This window comes from Micromonospora sp. NPDC048839 (assembly GCF_040649915.1).
Classification (GTDB): Bacteria; Actinomycetota; Actinomycetes; order Mycobacteriales; family Micromonosporaceae; genus Micromonospora.
In genome coordinates, this window is sequence record NZ_JBEZGL010000022.1 from 1 (window position 1) to 14,165 (window position 14,165).

11 protein-coding genes and 3 pseudogenes are annotated in these 14,165 nt (G+C 72.1%); 7 read left to right on the plus strand and 7 right to left on the minus strand.

What is annotated here, in order from left to right; translation table 11 throughout:
* The 4 genes and pseudogenes from AB0C25_RS30300 to AB0C25_RS30315 all read left to right on the plus strand — a co-directional run.
* Positions 1 to 85, plus strand: a pseudogene (locus AB0C25_RS30300) (DUF4081 domain-containing protein); the annotation flags it as partial.
* A 271-nt stretch (positions 86 to 356) separates the two neighbouring features.
* A complete protein-coding gene (locus AB0C25_RS30305) occupies positions 357 to 758 on the plus strand; it encodes a hypothetical protein (RefSeq protein WP_357377620.1) in 402 nt (133 codons plus the stop codon).
* A gap of 87 nt (positions 759 to 845) precedes the next feature.
* Positions 846 to 2,942, plus strand: a complete 2,097-nt coding sequence (locus AB0C25_RS30310; protein ID WP_357377622.1) for an amino acid transporter — start codon at positions 846 to 848, stop codon at positions 2,940 to 2,942.
* 173 nt (positions 2,943 to 3,115) lie between these two features.
* Entirely contained in the window at positions 3,116 to 4,633 is a 1,518-nt protein-coding gene (locus AB0C25_RS30315) for a hypothetical protein (RefSeq protein WP_357377624.1), read from the plus strand.
* A gap of 126 nt (positions 4,634 to 4,759) precedes the next feature.
* On the opposite strand, the gene AB0C25_RS30320 is transcribed toward AB0C25_RS30315, so the two are convergent.
* A complete protein-coding gene (locus tag AB0C25_RS30320) occupies positions 4,760 to 5,719 on the minus strand; it encodes a TIGR03557 family F420-dependent LLM class oxidoreductase (RefSeq protein WP_357377626.1) in 960 nt (319 codons plus the stop codon).
* Between the two features lie 90 nt (positions 5,720 to 5,809).
* Positions 5,810 to 6,712, minus strand: coding sequence for an NAD(P)-binding domain-containing protein (locus tag AB0C25_RS30325; RefSeq protein ID WP_357377628.1), 903 nt, complete (start codon positions 6,710 to 6,712; stop codon positions 5,810 to 5,812).
* 96 nt (positions 6,713 to 6,808) lie between these two features.
* Here AB0C25_RS30325 and AB0C25_RS30330 point away from each other — a divergent pair, with 96 nt between their 5' ends.
* On the plus strand, positions 6,809 to 7,174 hold the full coding sequence (locus AB0C25_RS30330; protein ID WP_357377630.1) for a helix-turn-helix domain-containing protein: 366 nt from the start codon (positions 6,809 to 6,811) through the stop codon (positions 7,172 to 7,174).
* A gap of 68 nt (positions 7,175 to 7,242) precedes the next feature.
* On the opposite strand, the gene AB0C25_RS30335 is transcribed toward AB0C25_RS30330, so the two are convergent.
* Positions 7,243 to 7,449: a hypothetical protein gene (locus AB0C25_RS30335; RefSeq protein ID WP_306271566.1), complete on the minus strand. Its 207-nt coding sequence runs from the start codon at positions 7,447 to 7,449 to the stop codon at positions 7,243 to 7,245.
* Positions 7,450 to 7,702: 253 nt separating this feature from the next.
* Here AB0C25_RS30335 and AB0C25_RS30340 point away from each other — a divergent pair, with 253 nt between their 5' ends.
* Together AB0C25_RS30340 and AB0C25_RS30345 are read left to right on the plus strand one after the other, a co-directional pair.
* Positions 7,703 to 8,530 carry a hypothetical protein gene (locus AB0C25_RS30340; protein ID WP_357377632.1) on the plus strand — a complete coding sequence of 276 codons (828 nt, stop codon included), beginning with the start codon at positions 7,703 to 7,705 and terminating at the stop codon, positions 8,528 to 8,530.
* On the plus strand, positions 8,527 to 9,276 hold the full coding sequence (locus AB0C25_RS30345; protein ID WP_357377634.1) for an Asp/Glu racemase: 750 nt from the start codon (positions 8,527 to 8,529) through the stop codon (positions 9,274 to 9,276). Before AB0C25_RS30340 ends, AB0C25_RS30345 begins: the two co-directional genes overlap by 4 nt.
* Before the next feature lie 18 nt (positions 9,277 to 9,294).
* Here AB0C25_RS30345 and AB0C25_RS30350 read toward each other — a convergent pair whose 3' ends face one another.
* From AB0C25_RS30350 to AB0C25_RS30365, 4 genes and pseudogenes are all read right to left on the minus strand, one after another.
* Positions 9,295 to 10,452, minus strand: coding sequence for a low temperature requirement protein A (locus AB0C25_RS30350; RefSeq protein WP_357377636.1), 1,158 nt, complete (start codon positions 10,450 to 10,452; stop codon positions 9,295 to 9,297).
* A 339-nt stretch (positions 10,453 to 10,791) separates the two neighbouring features.
* Positions 10,792 to 11,028 (minus strand): annotated as a pseudogene (locus AB0C25_RS30355) (hypothetical protein); the annotation flags it as partial.
* 1,262 nt (positions 11,029 to 12,290) lie between these two features.
* Entirely contained in the window at positions 12,291 to 13,640 is a 1,350-nt protein-coding gene (locus AB0C25_RS30360; RefSeq protein ID WP_357377638.1) for an NAD(P)/FAD-dependent oxidoreductase, read from the minus strand.
* 121 nt (positions 13,641 to 13,761) lie between these two features.
* Positions 13,762 to 14,079: pseudogene (locus AB0C25_RS30365) on the minus strand (TcmI family type II polyketide cyclase); the annotation flags it as partial.
* Positions 14,080 to 14,165: the final 86 nt, after the last annotated feature.

Consider the following 14,165-nt stretch of genomic DNA (forward strand, 5'->3'; position numbering starts at 1 on the left):
GTGGGACCGGCTCTCGGACACCTGGGGGCCAGCGCGAGACGTCCGCCCCAACCAGCCACTGCTGGCCACCGACACCTTGCCGGCCACCCGAGGGTGCAGCCGGCCGGCTCCGGGGGGTGCCGACCGTCTGCCACCGTCGGCCGGCCCGGGGGGTGCCGGCCGGCGGTGGGGAAGGGGCGTCACGCTCGTCCCGGCGGTGGCGGATGTCGGGGGTGTCGGCGGGCGCTTAACGGGTACGCCCGCGCCATGACCGTCCTGGCCCGGCGCCGGCCCGCCGCCCGACCCCGGCCCGCGCGGCCCGGCCCGCTGCGGCCAGGTGGCCCGGTGCCGCGACCCACCGTCCGACCCGGTGCGCGATGACCGCTGCCGCGACGCGGTTCGCGTTCCGCTTCGATCCGCTGTTCCGCCCGGTGTTGGCGCTGCTGGGGGTCCGCCCGGCGACGGCCTGGGTCGCCGTCACCGACCGGGATCTGGTGATCCGGTACGGGCCGTGGCGGCTGCGGACCGACCGGGAGAACGTGACAGCCGTCGAGCTGAGCGGCCCGTACCGCTGGTGGCGGGTGATCGGGCCACACGTGTCGCTGGCCGACGGGGGCGCGAGCTTCGGCAGCAGCACGGCCGGTGGGATCTGCCTGCGCTTCGGCACCGCGGTGCCGGCGGTGGTGCCGGGCGGGCGGCCACGACATCCGGCGGCCACGGTGACCGTGGCCGACCCGCCCGCACTGGCCCGCCTGCTCGCCGTACCGGACCTGTCCTGAGCTGGCCGTCCACCTGCCCGGTTCCGCCGGTCGGGTCCCACGCCACCGCCTACCGTCGGATCAGGACCTGTGAGGGTGGGACTGGCGATGGGTGACGAGCACCGGGCGAAACCACGACGTTGGGGTGGACGCCGCCACGCGCCGACGGGGCCGGACCCGGCACTGCGGGCGGCCCGTGACCCGGCCCGCCCACACCGGGGCGGCCGACCGGGTGTCGTGGTGCCCGAACGCGTGGCGACGGCGGCGCGGTCGGCGCCGCCGGCCAGTCCACTGCGCCGGTGGCTCTTCCAGCACCAGGTGCAGCCGCCGGGCCCGGAGGCGGGCGAGGGACAGAACCGCCGGCACGCCTGGTGGCAGGTGATGTGCCTGACCGGCGTCGACTACTTCTCCACGCTGTCGTACCTGCCGGGTATCGCGGCGGTGGCGGCCGGTGCGCTGTCTCCGCTGGCGACCCTGCTGATCGTCGCGCTCACCCTGTTCGGGATGCTGCCGATGTACCGGCGGGTGGCCCAGGAGAGCCCGCACGGGCAGGGGTCGGTGGCGATGCTGGAGCGCCTGCTGCCGTTCTGGCGGGGCAAGATCTTCGTACTCGTGCTGCTCGGCTTCGTGGCCACCTCCTGGATCATCACGATCACCCTCTCCTCGGCGGACGCCACCGTGCACCTGCTGGAGAACCCGTACCTGCCCGACGCGCTGCACGGCCCCGCCGTCCCGGTCGTGGTCACCGTGGTGCTGCTGCTCATCCTCGGCGGGGTGTTCCTGCTCGGCTTCCGCGAGGCGGTGGTGGTGGCCATCCCGCTGGTCGCCGTCTTCCTGGCGCTCAACGCGGTGATCGTCGTGGCGGCCCTGGCCCGGATCGTCGACGACCCGGGCATCGTGTCGGACTGGACCGCCGCGCTGACCACGGGCGGCGGCGGGCCGGGTCACGTGCTGCTCACGGCCGTGCTGGCGTTCCCGCTGCTGGTGCTGGGCTTGTCCGGTTTCGAGACCGGGGTGAGCATGATGCCGCTGGTCCGGGCCGACGGGGCGGACAAGCAGGCCCGGCTCGCCGCCCGGATCCGCAACACACGCCGGCTGCTCACCACCGCCGCGCTGATCATGTCGGTCTACCTCGTCTCGACGACATTCGTGACCACGGCGCTCATCCCGCAGGAGGAGTTCCGGCCCGGAGGGGCGGCCAACGGGCGGGCCCTCGCGTTCCTGGCGCACGCCCAGCTGGGCGAGGCCTTCGGCACCGTCTACGACGTCAGCAGCGTGCTCATCCTCTGGTTCGCCGGCGCCTCGGCGATGGCCGGGCTGATCAACATCGTGCCGCGCTACCTGCCCTCGTACGGCATGGCACCGGAGTGGGCGCGGGCGGTGCGTCCGGTGGTGATCGTCTACACGATCGTCAGCGTCGCCATCACGATCGCCTTCCGTGCCGACGTCAACGCTCAGGCCGGGGCGTACGCGACGGGCATCCTGGCGATGATGGTCTCCGGCGCGGTGGCGGTGACGATCTCCGCGGTCCGCCACCGCCAGCGTGCCGGAGCGGTCGGCTTCACACTGCTGACCCTGGTGCTGCTGTACGCGTTGCTGGAGAACGTCATCGAGCAGCCGGACGGGATCACCATCTCCGCGTTGTTCATCCTCGGCATCATCGTGGTCTCGTTGGTCTCCCGGGTCACCCGGACCACCGAACTGCGCGCCGAGCGGATCGAGTTCGACGAGCCGGCCCGTCGGTTCATCACCGAGTCCCTGGCCCACGACGGGCAGTTGCACCTGATCGCGAACAAGCGGCAGAGCGGATCGGTGAAGGAGTACACGATCAAGGAACGGGCGCAGCGGGGGATGAATCCGGTGCCCGGTGCGGCGGACGTGCTGTTCCTGGAGATCGACGTGGTCGACCCGTCGGAATTCAGCCAGGTGCTGCGGGTGCACGGGATCGAGGTGGGTGGCTTCCGGGTGTTGCGGGCCAGCAGCCCGGCCGTGCCCAACGCGATCGCCGCGATCCTGTTGGCCCTGCGCGACGCCACCGGGGTACGCCCGCACGCGCACTTCGAGTGGTCGGAGGGGAGCCCGATCGCGCACCTGGCGCGCTATCTCATCCTCGGTCGCGGGGACACCCCGCCGGTGGTGCGGGAGATCATCCGGCGGACCGAGCGGGACCCGCTGCGTCGTCCCGGCATCCACGTCGGCGGGTGACCGGCTGCCCGTTTGACGGGGTGAAAAGATGAATAGGGGCACTATTCACGTTCACACCTTCCTGTCCGTATTGCGGACCTATCGTGACGTTTGGCGGTCGGCGCTACGTCGAGCCCCCCGCGCCCGGATCGGCGCGCGGTCACGTCTTGCAGGCAGGAAGGCAGGCACCTTTGATGTCCACGTACCACGGAGGAGACCGCGAGATCCGACCCAGACGCCGGTCCCGATGGTTCTTGGCCAGCGGGTTGCTGGCGGGAAGCCTGGTCGTGGGAGCGGCCGGCGTGGCCGGCGTGGCCGTCGCAGCCGACCGTGACCTCTCCCTCCCCGGTCTGGGCCGGCTGAGCGCGGCGGCCGGAAGCGACGACGACCGCCGTGCCGGCGACCAGGGCGGGGCGCAGCGCGACCCGGACGACGCCGAGCGGGGCCGCGCCCCCAGCCCGGGCACCGGCAAGCGGGGCGTGGTGTCGGTGCCCTGCGACGCCGCGAAGCTGGTGGCGGCGCTCGTGACGGCCAACGCCGAGGGCGGCGCGGAACTGCGGCTCGCGCCCAAGTGCCGCTACCTGCTCACCGAGGCGTTCCACGAGACCGACCAGTACGACGGCGGGATCCGCGACGCACGGGAGGCGGCCGACGCGGCGGAAACCCCCGGCGACGCCGAGGCGCCGCCGCACAACCCGGCCGACGACACCGCTGGCCTGCCGGTGATCTACCAGGCCATCACGATCGACGGCGCCGGCGCCACCATCGCGCGCGACGCCCAGGCCGCGCCGTTCCGCTTCTTCACCGTCCGCGACGGTGGTGAGCTGACCCTGCGCGACGTGGAACTGCACAACGGCCGCTCGAACATCGAGGGCGGCAGCGTGCACGTGGTGCACGGGGCGACCGCCGTGGTGGAGCGGGTCACCGTCACGCAGAGCACCTCGCTGTCCCCCGAGGGCGGCGGCGGTGGGATCTTCAACGACGGCAACATGGTGGTCACCGACTCCACGTTCGTCGGCAACAGCGCCTCCGGCGCCGCGGGCAAGGGCGGGGGCCTGCTCAACGGTGGCGTGCTGACGCTGAAGCGCTCGGAGTTCCACCGCAACAGCGCCAACGCCTACGGCGGCGGGCTCGGCAACTACCGCGGTGCCGCCGACGTGGAGAGCGTCTCCTTCACCCAGAACAGCGCCGGCCAGGGTGGCGGGCTGGCCAGCTTCTCGGCCCGGACGAAGGTCTCCGACACCGAGCTGCTGAACAACACCGCGCAGGTCGGCGGCGGTGCCGCGAACTCCGACGCGGTGCTGGTGATGCGCACGATGACCATCCGTGGCAACACGTCCACCGTCAATGGCGGCGGCATCTCCACCGTCAAGGGCCTGACGCCGCTCGACGACAGCGTGGTCGACGGCAACTCCACCCACGGTGTCGGCGCCGGCATCTACGCCGAGAAGGCGAACCTGCTGGTCCGCGGCAGCGACGTGACCCGCAACGAGGCGGTCGGCGCGGCGTCCAGCGGTGGTGGCATCTACGCGTCCGCGGGATCGGTGGCGATCTACACCAGCAAGGTCACCCACAACGCGTCGACGCTGAAGCCCGGTGGCATCTTCGCCGCCCACGCCCAGGTCAAGATCGACGACGAGAGCGTGGTCATCGAGAACGAGCCGACCAACTGCGAGGGCAGCGCGGTACCTGTCGCGCACTGCTTCCGCTGACCCGACCCGCGCACCCATCCGGAGCGCGCAGCCGGCCGCCCGGACGATCGTGGTGATCGTCCGGGCGGCCGTCCGCCGTACCGCCGTACCGCTGCGATCGTGCGGGCGGTGGCCGTGCCGGCGGCGTCAGGACATGGCGCGCAGCCGGTCGGAGAGGGTGCCGGCGAAGAAGTCGAGGAAACCGTCCGGGTCGGGGCCGGCGTTCTGCAGGACGACGTGGTCGAAGCCGGCCTCGACGTACGACCGGACCTTCGCCACGTGCGGTTCCGGGTCGGGGCCGATGGCGAAGAGCTGGCGGATGTGTTTCTCCTCCACGTGGGCGCTGGCCGCGTCGAAGTTGACCGGGTTCGGCAGTTCGCTCATCACCTTCCAGCCGGTGACCATCCATCTGCTGGTCTGCAACACCGCCTGCACCGCCTGGTCCTCGTCACTGGCCCAGGCCAGCGGAACCTCGGCGTAGCGCGGGCCGGAGCCGCGGGCCCGGCGGTAGTGCTCGACGATCGAGGCGTCCGGCTCGGTGGCGAACAACCCGTCGCCCAACTCGGCGGCGAGCCGGGCCGACGCCTCGCCGCTGGCCGCCACCGCGATCACCGGCGGGGTGTCCGGCAGGTCGAAGATCCGGGCGTCCTCCAGGTGCAGGTGGCGGCCCTCGTAGGACTGGTAGCCGCCCTGCCAGAGCAGCCGGATGATCTCCAGCGCCTCGCGGAGCCGCTCGTGCCGACCCCGGACGCTGGGGAAGCCCTGCCCGACCACGTGCTCGTTGAGTCGTTCGCCGGCCCCCACCCCGAGGGTGAACCGTCCGTCGGAGATCAGCGCCATGGTCGCCGCGGCCTGCGCGATGATCGCCGGGTGATAGCGGACGGTCGGGCAGGTGACGCCGGTGGCCAGACGCAGGGTGCTGGTCTTGGCGGCGATGGCGCCGAGCACGCTCCAGGTGAACGACGAGTGGCCCTGCGCGTCCAGCCAGGGGTGGAAGTGGTCGCTCATCTCGACGAAGTCGAAACCTGCCTGTTCGGCCAGGACGGCCTGTCGGATGATCTCCTGGGGGCCGTAGCCCTCCGCGGCCAGCTTGTAGCCGATCTGCATGCGACGCTCCCGGTCTCGTCCGCCGACTGACCCGGGTCGGTTCCCGACCGCCGGGTCGGCAAACACCGACGACACCCGTAGGTCAGCCTCCTAGGATGCCCTAGGGGGTGTGCGGCTCGTCAGCAGATCGACCAGGCCGGCCAGATCCTCCTCGCCGGCGCCCTCGGCCAGACGGCGGCGCATCAGCGCGAAGTAGGGGCTGAGCAGCTCCGCGCTGACACCCTGCTGTTCGGCGGTGCGCAGAAAGGTCGGTGTGCCGGCCACCTGCATGGCGAGAGCGGAGACGACATCCGTGGTGTAGTCGCCGCTGCGCAGGCGGTCGGCGGTCTGGTGCGCGGTCGGGGCCATGGCGACGAGCCAGTCCGCGAGCAGTGCAGCGAACGCCGCCGGATCGACGTCCTCCTCGCGGATCAGGGCGAAGGCGTGTGTGATCCCGGCGAACATTCCGTACATGGCGCTGAGCAGGGCCACGTCGTACAGGGCGGCGAAACCCGGGTCCTCGCCCACGAAGGTGGTGCCGGCCGGGACGCCAAGCGTCCTCTGATGCCGCTCGAACAGCTCCCGCGAGCCGCTGTAGAAGACGTAGCCGCCAGCATCCGGTACGCCGATCATCGGAGGGACAGCCATGATCCCGCCGTCGAGGTAGCGGGCGCCCCGCTCGTCTGCCCACGTGGCGCGGGCGCGGGCCTGGGCGGGGGTGCTGGTGGTCAGGTTGACCAGGTCCCGGCCGGTCAGATCCACGCCGGTCATCGCCTCGTCGACCGAGGTGTCGTGCAACAGGCAGACGACGACGAGGGTGTTCGCCGCGACCGCCTCGGCGGCGCTGGCCGCGACCCGTGCGCCCTCGGCGGCGAGGACGGTGGCGCGGGTCGGGGTGCGGTTCCAGACGGTGACCCGGTGACCGGCGGCGAGCCAGGCACGAGCCAGCGCGGTGCCCATCGCGCCAAGCCCCAGCATCGTGACGGAGGTCTGCTGAACAGCGTTCGGTGTCATGCCGATTAGGCTGGCCAGAAGTCCTCCGGTGCTCAAGTACGCACTTCGGAGTGGGTGCTTACCCCCGGGTGAGCGAGGACGTCGGAAGGGGTGGTCATGACGACGCTGAACCGGCCGGGCGCACCAGACGGCCACGTCTGCGGGATCGACGCCGCGATGGAGGTGATCGGCGGCAGGTGGAAGGTGCTGATCCTCTGGGCGCTGCACGAGCACCCGTACCGCCGCTTCGGTGAACTGCGTCGACTGCTTCCGGGTATCTCCGAGAAGGTACTGGCCTCGCACCTACGGGAGATGGAAGGGGACGGTGTCGTGCACCGCGTCTCCTACGACGAGGTGCCGCCCCGCGTCGAGTACTCGCTGACCGTGGACGGCACGCGACTCAACGAGGCGCTCGAGCCGCTGGCCGCCTGGGGGCGCGAGAGGCGGGTCGGCGCGTCAGCGAGCACCGTCTCCGACGGCTGAGCCGCCCCCGCACGGACACCGGTCCCGCGCCCCGGGGTCGGGGGGCGCGGGACCGGTGCAGCTCTGTCCTACTTGGAGGGCTCGGGCAGCTTGCAGTCGACCTTGGGGTTGGCACCGATGTAGTTCAACGGCCCGGCCACGATGGTGACCAGGATGGTGCCGGCTTCGGCGCAGTTGGTGTCGTCGCCGCTGTAGTAGCCACGCTGGCCGGCGGCGACCGCGCCGATCACCAGCCAGATCACGACGATGACTCCGAGTATCGAGGTGCCGCGCATCGCTGCCTCCTGAAGGAAATGTGGTGGATCTGAGGTGCAGTCGTTGTACCCAATCGGGTCGTGCCGCTAACGGACACCGGGACGGGGTCACGCCGGATCCCCCATCCGGCCGAGGCCGATCGCCGTTGCGTACCGCCCGGGATCGGCCGCTCGCACGGGGTAACGCGAGTCGGCTATCGGATCGGCGACCGATCCGGCCCCCGTGCCGCTCGGCGGACGTAGAACTGCCTCACGGCCCCGCCGAGGAGGACTCATGGACGCCCCGACACCACCCCTGTACATCGACCGTCCCGAGGACGTCGCGGTCGCGGCCCGCGCGCTGGCTCGCGGCGCGGTCGTCGCGGCGGCGTTCGCCAACTTCTACGTCATCGTCACGCGTCCCGACGCGGCCACCGTCCGCCGGGTCAACCTGGCCAAGGGCCGACCCGCCGAGCAGGTCGGCAGCATCACCACCGCGATCGGCCGGATCCCCGGGATGTTCGACTGGACGCGGATCTCGCCGCGGCTGCCGGTCGGCCGGGTGCGGGCACTGATGGACAGCCTCTACGGCGCCGGGCCGTTCGGCTTCCGGGGGCCGGCGGCGGAGCGGCTGCCCGAGCACCTCACCCAGGTCGACCAGGGGCTGCGCACCACTCAGGTGATCGCACCGGGCCTGACCTGCCCGTCCAACGTCTTCTTCGAGCGGGCGCTCGCCGAGACCGGATCGGACCACCTCTACATCACCTCGGCGAACCGCTCCCGGCACCTCACCGGCGCGGCCGAGGAACCGGCGCACTGGAAGGCCGAGGCTCTCGCCGCCGACTTCGCCCACCTCGACGACCTGGTGGTGCTCGCCCACCGGGACGAGTCGGCGGCCCGTGCCGCGTACCCGGGCTACCTCACCACCTCCGTCACCCTGCTCTCCTTCCACGCGTCGGACGGCGAACTCGAGGAGCCGCCGGTGCTCACCGTGGACCGGCACGGATCGCTGCACCTGGATGACGTCCGCCGCGCCGCCGCGCCGCTCGGGCTGCAGGTGCGCCTGGGTGACGCCGCCGCGCGGCGACTGCAGGTGCGCGCGTACGCCGGGGCGCTGGTGTGAGCGCTTACCGCGTCGGCCTGGTGGTGCCCAGTTCGAACACCACCATGGAGACCGAGATCCCGGCCATGCTGCGCCGCCGCGAGACCGTCGACCCGACGGTCCGATTCACCACGCACGCCAGCCGGGTACGCCTGCGTCAGGTGACCCCCGACGAACTGGCCCGGATGAACCGCTCCGCGCTCCGCTGCGCCGCCGAGTTGGCCGACGCCCGCTGCGACGTCCTCGCGTACGCCTGCCTGGTGGCGGTGATGTGCGAGGGTCCCGGCGCGCACGAACGGGCCGAGCGGCGGCTGGGCCGGGCGGCCGGTCGCGCCGGGCACGACATGCCGGTGGTGAGCAGCGCGGGGGCGCTGGTCGCCGGGCTGCACGCGCTGGGTGCCCGTCGGGTGGCCCTGATCGCGCCGTACCTGCCGCCGTTGACCGCGACCGTCGTCGCCTACCTGGCCGCGCACGGCGTGCAGGTGACCGAGGCGGTGAGCCTGAGCGAGCCGGACAACGTCGCGGTGGGGCGCGTACCCACCGCTGACCTGGTCGAGCTGGCGGAGCGGCTGGACGTGACCGACGTGGACGCGGTGGTCCTGTCCGCCTGCGTGCAGCTGCCGTCGTTGGCGGCGGTGCCGCGGGTGGAGGCCCGACTCGGCCGTCCGGTGCTCACCGCGGCCACCGCCACCGTGCACCAACTGCTCACCAGGCTGGGTGTCGAACCGTACGTGCCGGACGCCGGACGGCTGCTCGCCGGGGTCTGAGTGGGGCGGTCGGCCGGTTCAGTGCGGCGGCGATGGGGCCTCGGGTGGTTTGCCGTAGCTACGCCGGAAGTCCGCGTAGGCCACTCCGATCAGCACCAGCAGGGCACCGAGAGAGGCGAACACCGGCGGCAGGTACAACACGGCGGGCGCGATGGTCAGCAGCGCCAGCACACCGCCGGGGCGGGACAGCGACACCCGGCTGAACACCTCGTACTCGAAGGAGGCCCGGCCGGCCAGGAAAAGGGCCGGGCCGCCGAGGATCACCGCCGCCCAGGCCGGCGGCGTCCGTCCGGTCGGCTCGTGCAGCACGAGGTCGAAACCGGTCGCCGTGGTCACCACTCCGGCCACCATCAGCAGATGGGTGTACGGGGCGGTGAACAGGAACTTGCTCGGTGACCCGGACCCCTTGATGGCCATCGGCAGCAGCTGACCGGACTTGTGCACGTAGATCCGCCAGAGCAGCAGGGTGGTCAGGAACGCCACCGCGAACACCCCGATGTTCTGCGCCTCGCTGTGCGCCGTGCTGAACATGGTGCCGATGGTCAGGATGGCGTCGCCGAGCGCGATGATGAAGAACTGCTGGTAGCGCTCGGAGAGATGCTCCGCGGTGACGTTGCGCTGGGGCTCGGGCACCACCCCGAGCCCCGGCACCGGGTACGCGAGCCGGAAACCGACGTAGTCGATGGCGAGCGCGAGCGCCCAGCACGACAGGCGGGCGTCGCCGCTGACGAACGCGCCGATGAGCCACGGGATCGCGGACACCGCGAACCAGATGAAGATGCGTGCCGCGCGGCGCTGGGTCTGCGGCTCGCGGCGTACGGCCGGCATCAGGAACAACCCGCGCCCGAGGTGGATCGCCACGTAGGTGCCCGCGAACGCGAGCCCACGGTCGCCGAACGCCTCCGGGATCGCCGTGGTCATCAGCAGCGCGCCGAACATCACGGCGCTGATCAGCAGCTTGATCTCGGTGCGTTCCGGGTTGTACAGGTCGGTGACCAGGGTGGTGATCACCCACGTCCACCACACGGCGGCCAGCATGATCAGTGCCTGTCCGGCCCGGTGCCAGTCGAGCTGGTCGACCATGCCCCGGGAGATGAGCGCCAGAGCGACCACGTACACCAGGTCGAAGAAGAGTTCGAGGAGGGTCACCCGGCGTGGGGCCTCCGGATCACGCACCGGAGGTCGACGGGTCCGCGGGGACCCGGGCTCCGGCGCGGCGTGGTGCACGGGCTACTCCTGCGGAACCGGTCGGCTCGACGGACCCGTCCGGCCCACCTGAACGGACGGTAACGATCGGTCGACAACCCGGCCGCGAATTCGCCGTGCGTCCCCCAACCGGGGGTGATCGACTCGGTTTCCTGAATGCCGGGGTGTCCGGGCGGGTCGGTTGGCCCGGTTTTCTGAAGTCCGAGTCGATCACGCCGACAGCCGGGTCCGTGGATGGCGTGACCTCGACGGCCGAACCCCCGGCCTACCGCCGCGACGGACGGTGGACCGGGGGCTCGATGTCCCGCGTCAGGACGGGTTGCCACCCGGGAGTACGGCGGCCATCTCGTCGCCGGCACCGGCGAGCACGCGCGCCTGCTGCGGCCAGGTGGCCAGCGCGGGTGCGGCGCGCAGGCCGGCGGCCCGGATCAGGTCGCGCAGCCCCGCCTCGTCCAGCGCACCGAGCTGGACGTACGTGCGTACACCGGCGACCTGCAACGCCGCCGCCATCTTCGGCCCGATCCCCTGGATCCGGCGGAAGTCGTCGGCCGGACCGGAGTCCGTGCCGCTGGCAGCGGTCGGGACGACCGGAGGGGTCTCGGCCACGGTCGGTACGACCGCAGGCGCGGCCACCGCCGACGGTACCGACTCCGGCTCGGCGTCCGCGTCCGTCGGAGCTGCTTCCACGCCGTTGGCGCCCGACGGGTCGGTGTGCAGCGCGTCGGCGTTCACCGGCACCGGCACCGCGGCCTCGGCCGCCACACCGTCGGCCGGCCTGGTCACGGTCGGCTCGTCGAGCGGGCTGACGGCGGTCGGCTCGTCGGCCGGGCTGGCCGTGATCGCCGCATCATCGGTCGCGTCGGCCGCGATCGGCACGTCCGCCAGGCTGGCCTTGGTCGCCGCACCGTCGGTCGGCTCGGCCGCGATCGGCTCGTCGGCCGGGCTGCTGTCGAGCGGGAGGTCGTCCGCGGGTTGGCGGGGGGCGATCACGGCCGCCGGGGCGGGCTGCTCGTCGACCGCGACCGGCTCGGGGGTCGACTCCACAACGGGCTCCGACGGAAGGTCATCCGCGTCGGACGGTGCCGACGGCGGGGCCTCGGTCAGCGCCATGTCGGCCGGGTCGACGGTGCTCGGGGCCTCCGCCGGGACTTCCACCGGCGTGGGCGCGCTGTCCGGTCCGGTGACGGCGGCCGGCGCGCTGACCGTGTCCACCGGCACCGGTTCGTCGGCGATCGCGACGGGGGTCGGGTCGACGGTGGCCGCGGGCCGGGCCTCGTCGGTGGTGGCCGACGGCGTCGGCGTTTCGATCACGGCCAGGCCGGCGACGGCATCTCCGTCCACTATCGAATTGCCCTGCACGCCCCGCCGGCCGCGCAGCAGCCACCCGGCGGCCAGGCCCAGCAACAGTGCCAGTACCACTATCAGCGAGTGTCCGATAGACCACGCCACGGCGAACCTCCCTCTCAGCTCGTTGGAAAAGGCACGAGAAAAACTCGCCGCAGCTTCGCACACGCGTGTTGCTGGCAAGTGAGAGGATCGGCCGCAGACGACCCGGGTGTGGCGACCACGTCACGCGGTGCCCGCCGAGTGACGCAGCGTCGCACCGAACACGCAGCACCGCACCGAACAAGCAGCACCGCGGCAGACAAGCAGCGCCGGACCAACAAGCACCACCGCACCGAACAGGCAGCACCGCGGCAGACAAGCAGCGCCGGACCAACAAGCAGCGCCGCACCGGACCACACCAAGGCCCGGCACGACGAGACCCGGGCCCGGCGGGGGACGCCGAGCCCGGGTCGATGTCCAGCTCAGTCCTGGTCGCCCTCGTAGGTGTGGAAGTCGTCGACGAACCGGCGACGCAGCCGCGGCACCCGGCTCGTCACTCCGAAGTAGCCGCGCGCGCCGAGCAGCGCGAGTCGACCCACCACCGGCCGGTACATCCGGTCGTCGCCGCTGGTGCCGCTGCGGTTCAGCGATTCGGCGACCCGCGCGAAGCCGTACGGCACCATCGCGGCCTCGTAGTCCGCGACCGCCTGCACCAACGTCTTGTCGCCGGTCACGGCGTGCCCGAGTTGGTCGCAGAGCAGGCGGGCGTCCCGCAGCGCGGTGTTCGCACCCACCCCGCGGCCGGGGGTCATGGTGTGGATGGCATCGCCGAGCATGGTGACGGTGCTGCTCTTCCAGGGCGGCGTCGGTTCGGACGTGGACACCCTGATCGGTAGGGCACTTGCCGGGTCCGCGCGGGTCAGCAGCTCGCGCAGGTTCGGGTGCCAGTTGGAGGTGAGGTCCAGGGCGACGTTCACCAGGTCCTCGCCGCGACGCTCCAGGACGTCGGCCGGGAATCGGCGGCCGGTGCTCCAGATGATGAGGTTGATGTTGTCGGTGGTGGTGTCGTGGGCCAGGCCGGGCCAGTTTCGCAGCACCGCGGCGTCGGCGTCGCTGACGCCGGGTTTGACGGCCCGCCGGGCATCCCACTTGAATTCCATGACGTGCAGGACACCCATCATCCCGCCGACGCCGAAGATCAGCGAGATGCCCTGACGGACCCGCTCCGGGACGAGGCCGCGGGTGTACGCGGTGAGCGGGATCCGGGTGGCGATGTTGATGGTGCCGGCGTCGCGGGTGACGGCGTGCGGCAGGTACTGCCGGCGTACCGCCGAGTGGGTGCCGTCCGCGCCGACCAGCAGGTTGCCGGTGGCGCTGGTGCCGTCGGCGAAGTACGCGGTGACCGTGCCGTCGTCGCGTTGCTCGTAGCGGGTGAAGGCCTTGTCGAAGTGCACCACGTCGTCCAGGCCGGTCAGCAGCACCTGCCGCAGCACCATCCGGGCCACCGAGTGTTCGGTGTGCACCGGGTCGGCGTTCGGTCGGAGGGCGAACGACGCGGTCTGGCGGAGCCCCTGGGTGACCACGTTGAAGTAGTGCGGCGGCCGCGCGCAGGTGGCCAGGAAGGTGGCGAACAACTCCGGGGGCAGGCACTGCCGCAGTGCCCGGCTACCGGTGGGGCCGATGCCGACCCGGTAGCCGAGCAGCCCTTCGGCGCGGTCGCGGTGCCGTTCGTAGACGGCGACGCTGATCCCGGCACGGCGCAGGCCGTGCGCCAGGCACAACCCGCCCGTGCCGGCGCCGATGATCAGGACGTGCGGTGGAGGGGTGGCCATCTCAGCCCGCCGGCTGTGCCGCGGCGTCGGTGCTGGCCGGACGTGCCGCGGGTACGTCGGTGCTGGCCGGACGTGCCGCGGGCGCGTCGGTGCTGGTCGGGCGCGCCGCGGGCGCGTCGGGGGCATCCCACCGGTAGAAGCAGCCGGCGATCGCGTCCCGGGGGGAGCGCCAGGTCGGCAGGTACGGCGACGTGTGCGCGGAGAGCCGCTCGTTGACCTGGTGGAAAAGCGGGTGGTTGCGGGCCGCGGCGAGGGCGTCCGGGTCGATGTCGTCCGAGGTCTCCAGCAGGTGTACGCACAGGTCGTGCAGGCAGTACAGGGATCGGTGCATGACGCCGGTCAGACCGGGCAGGTCGGTGGCGTCGGACTCGGCGAAGATCTGTGCGACCCGCCCCTCCGCGCCCGGGATGATCCGGCTGACGATCAGTAGACGACTCATGGGACCCCTTCCGCCGGTGGCCTTCCGATCCTCGGACCGGTGCCACGTGCTCTGTGCGCCTACCGTGCCGCAGCGTCTGTCACATC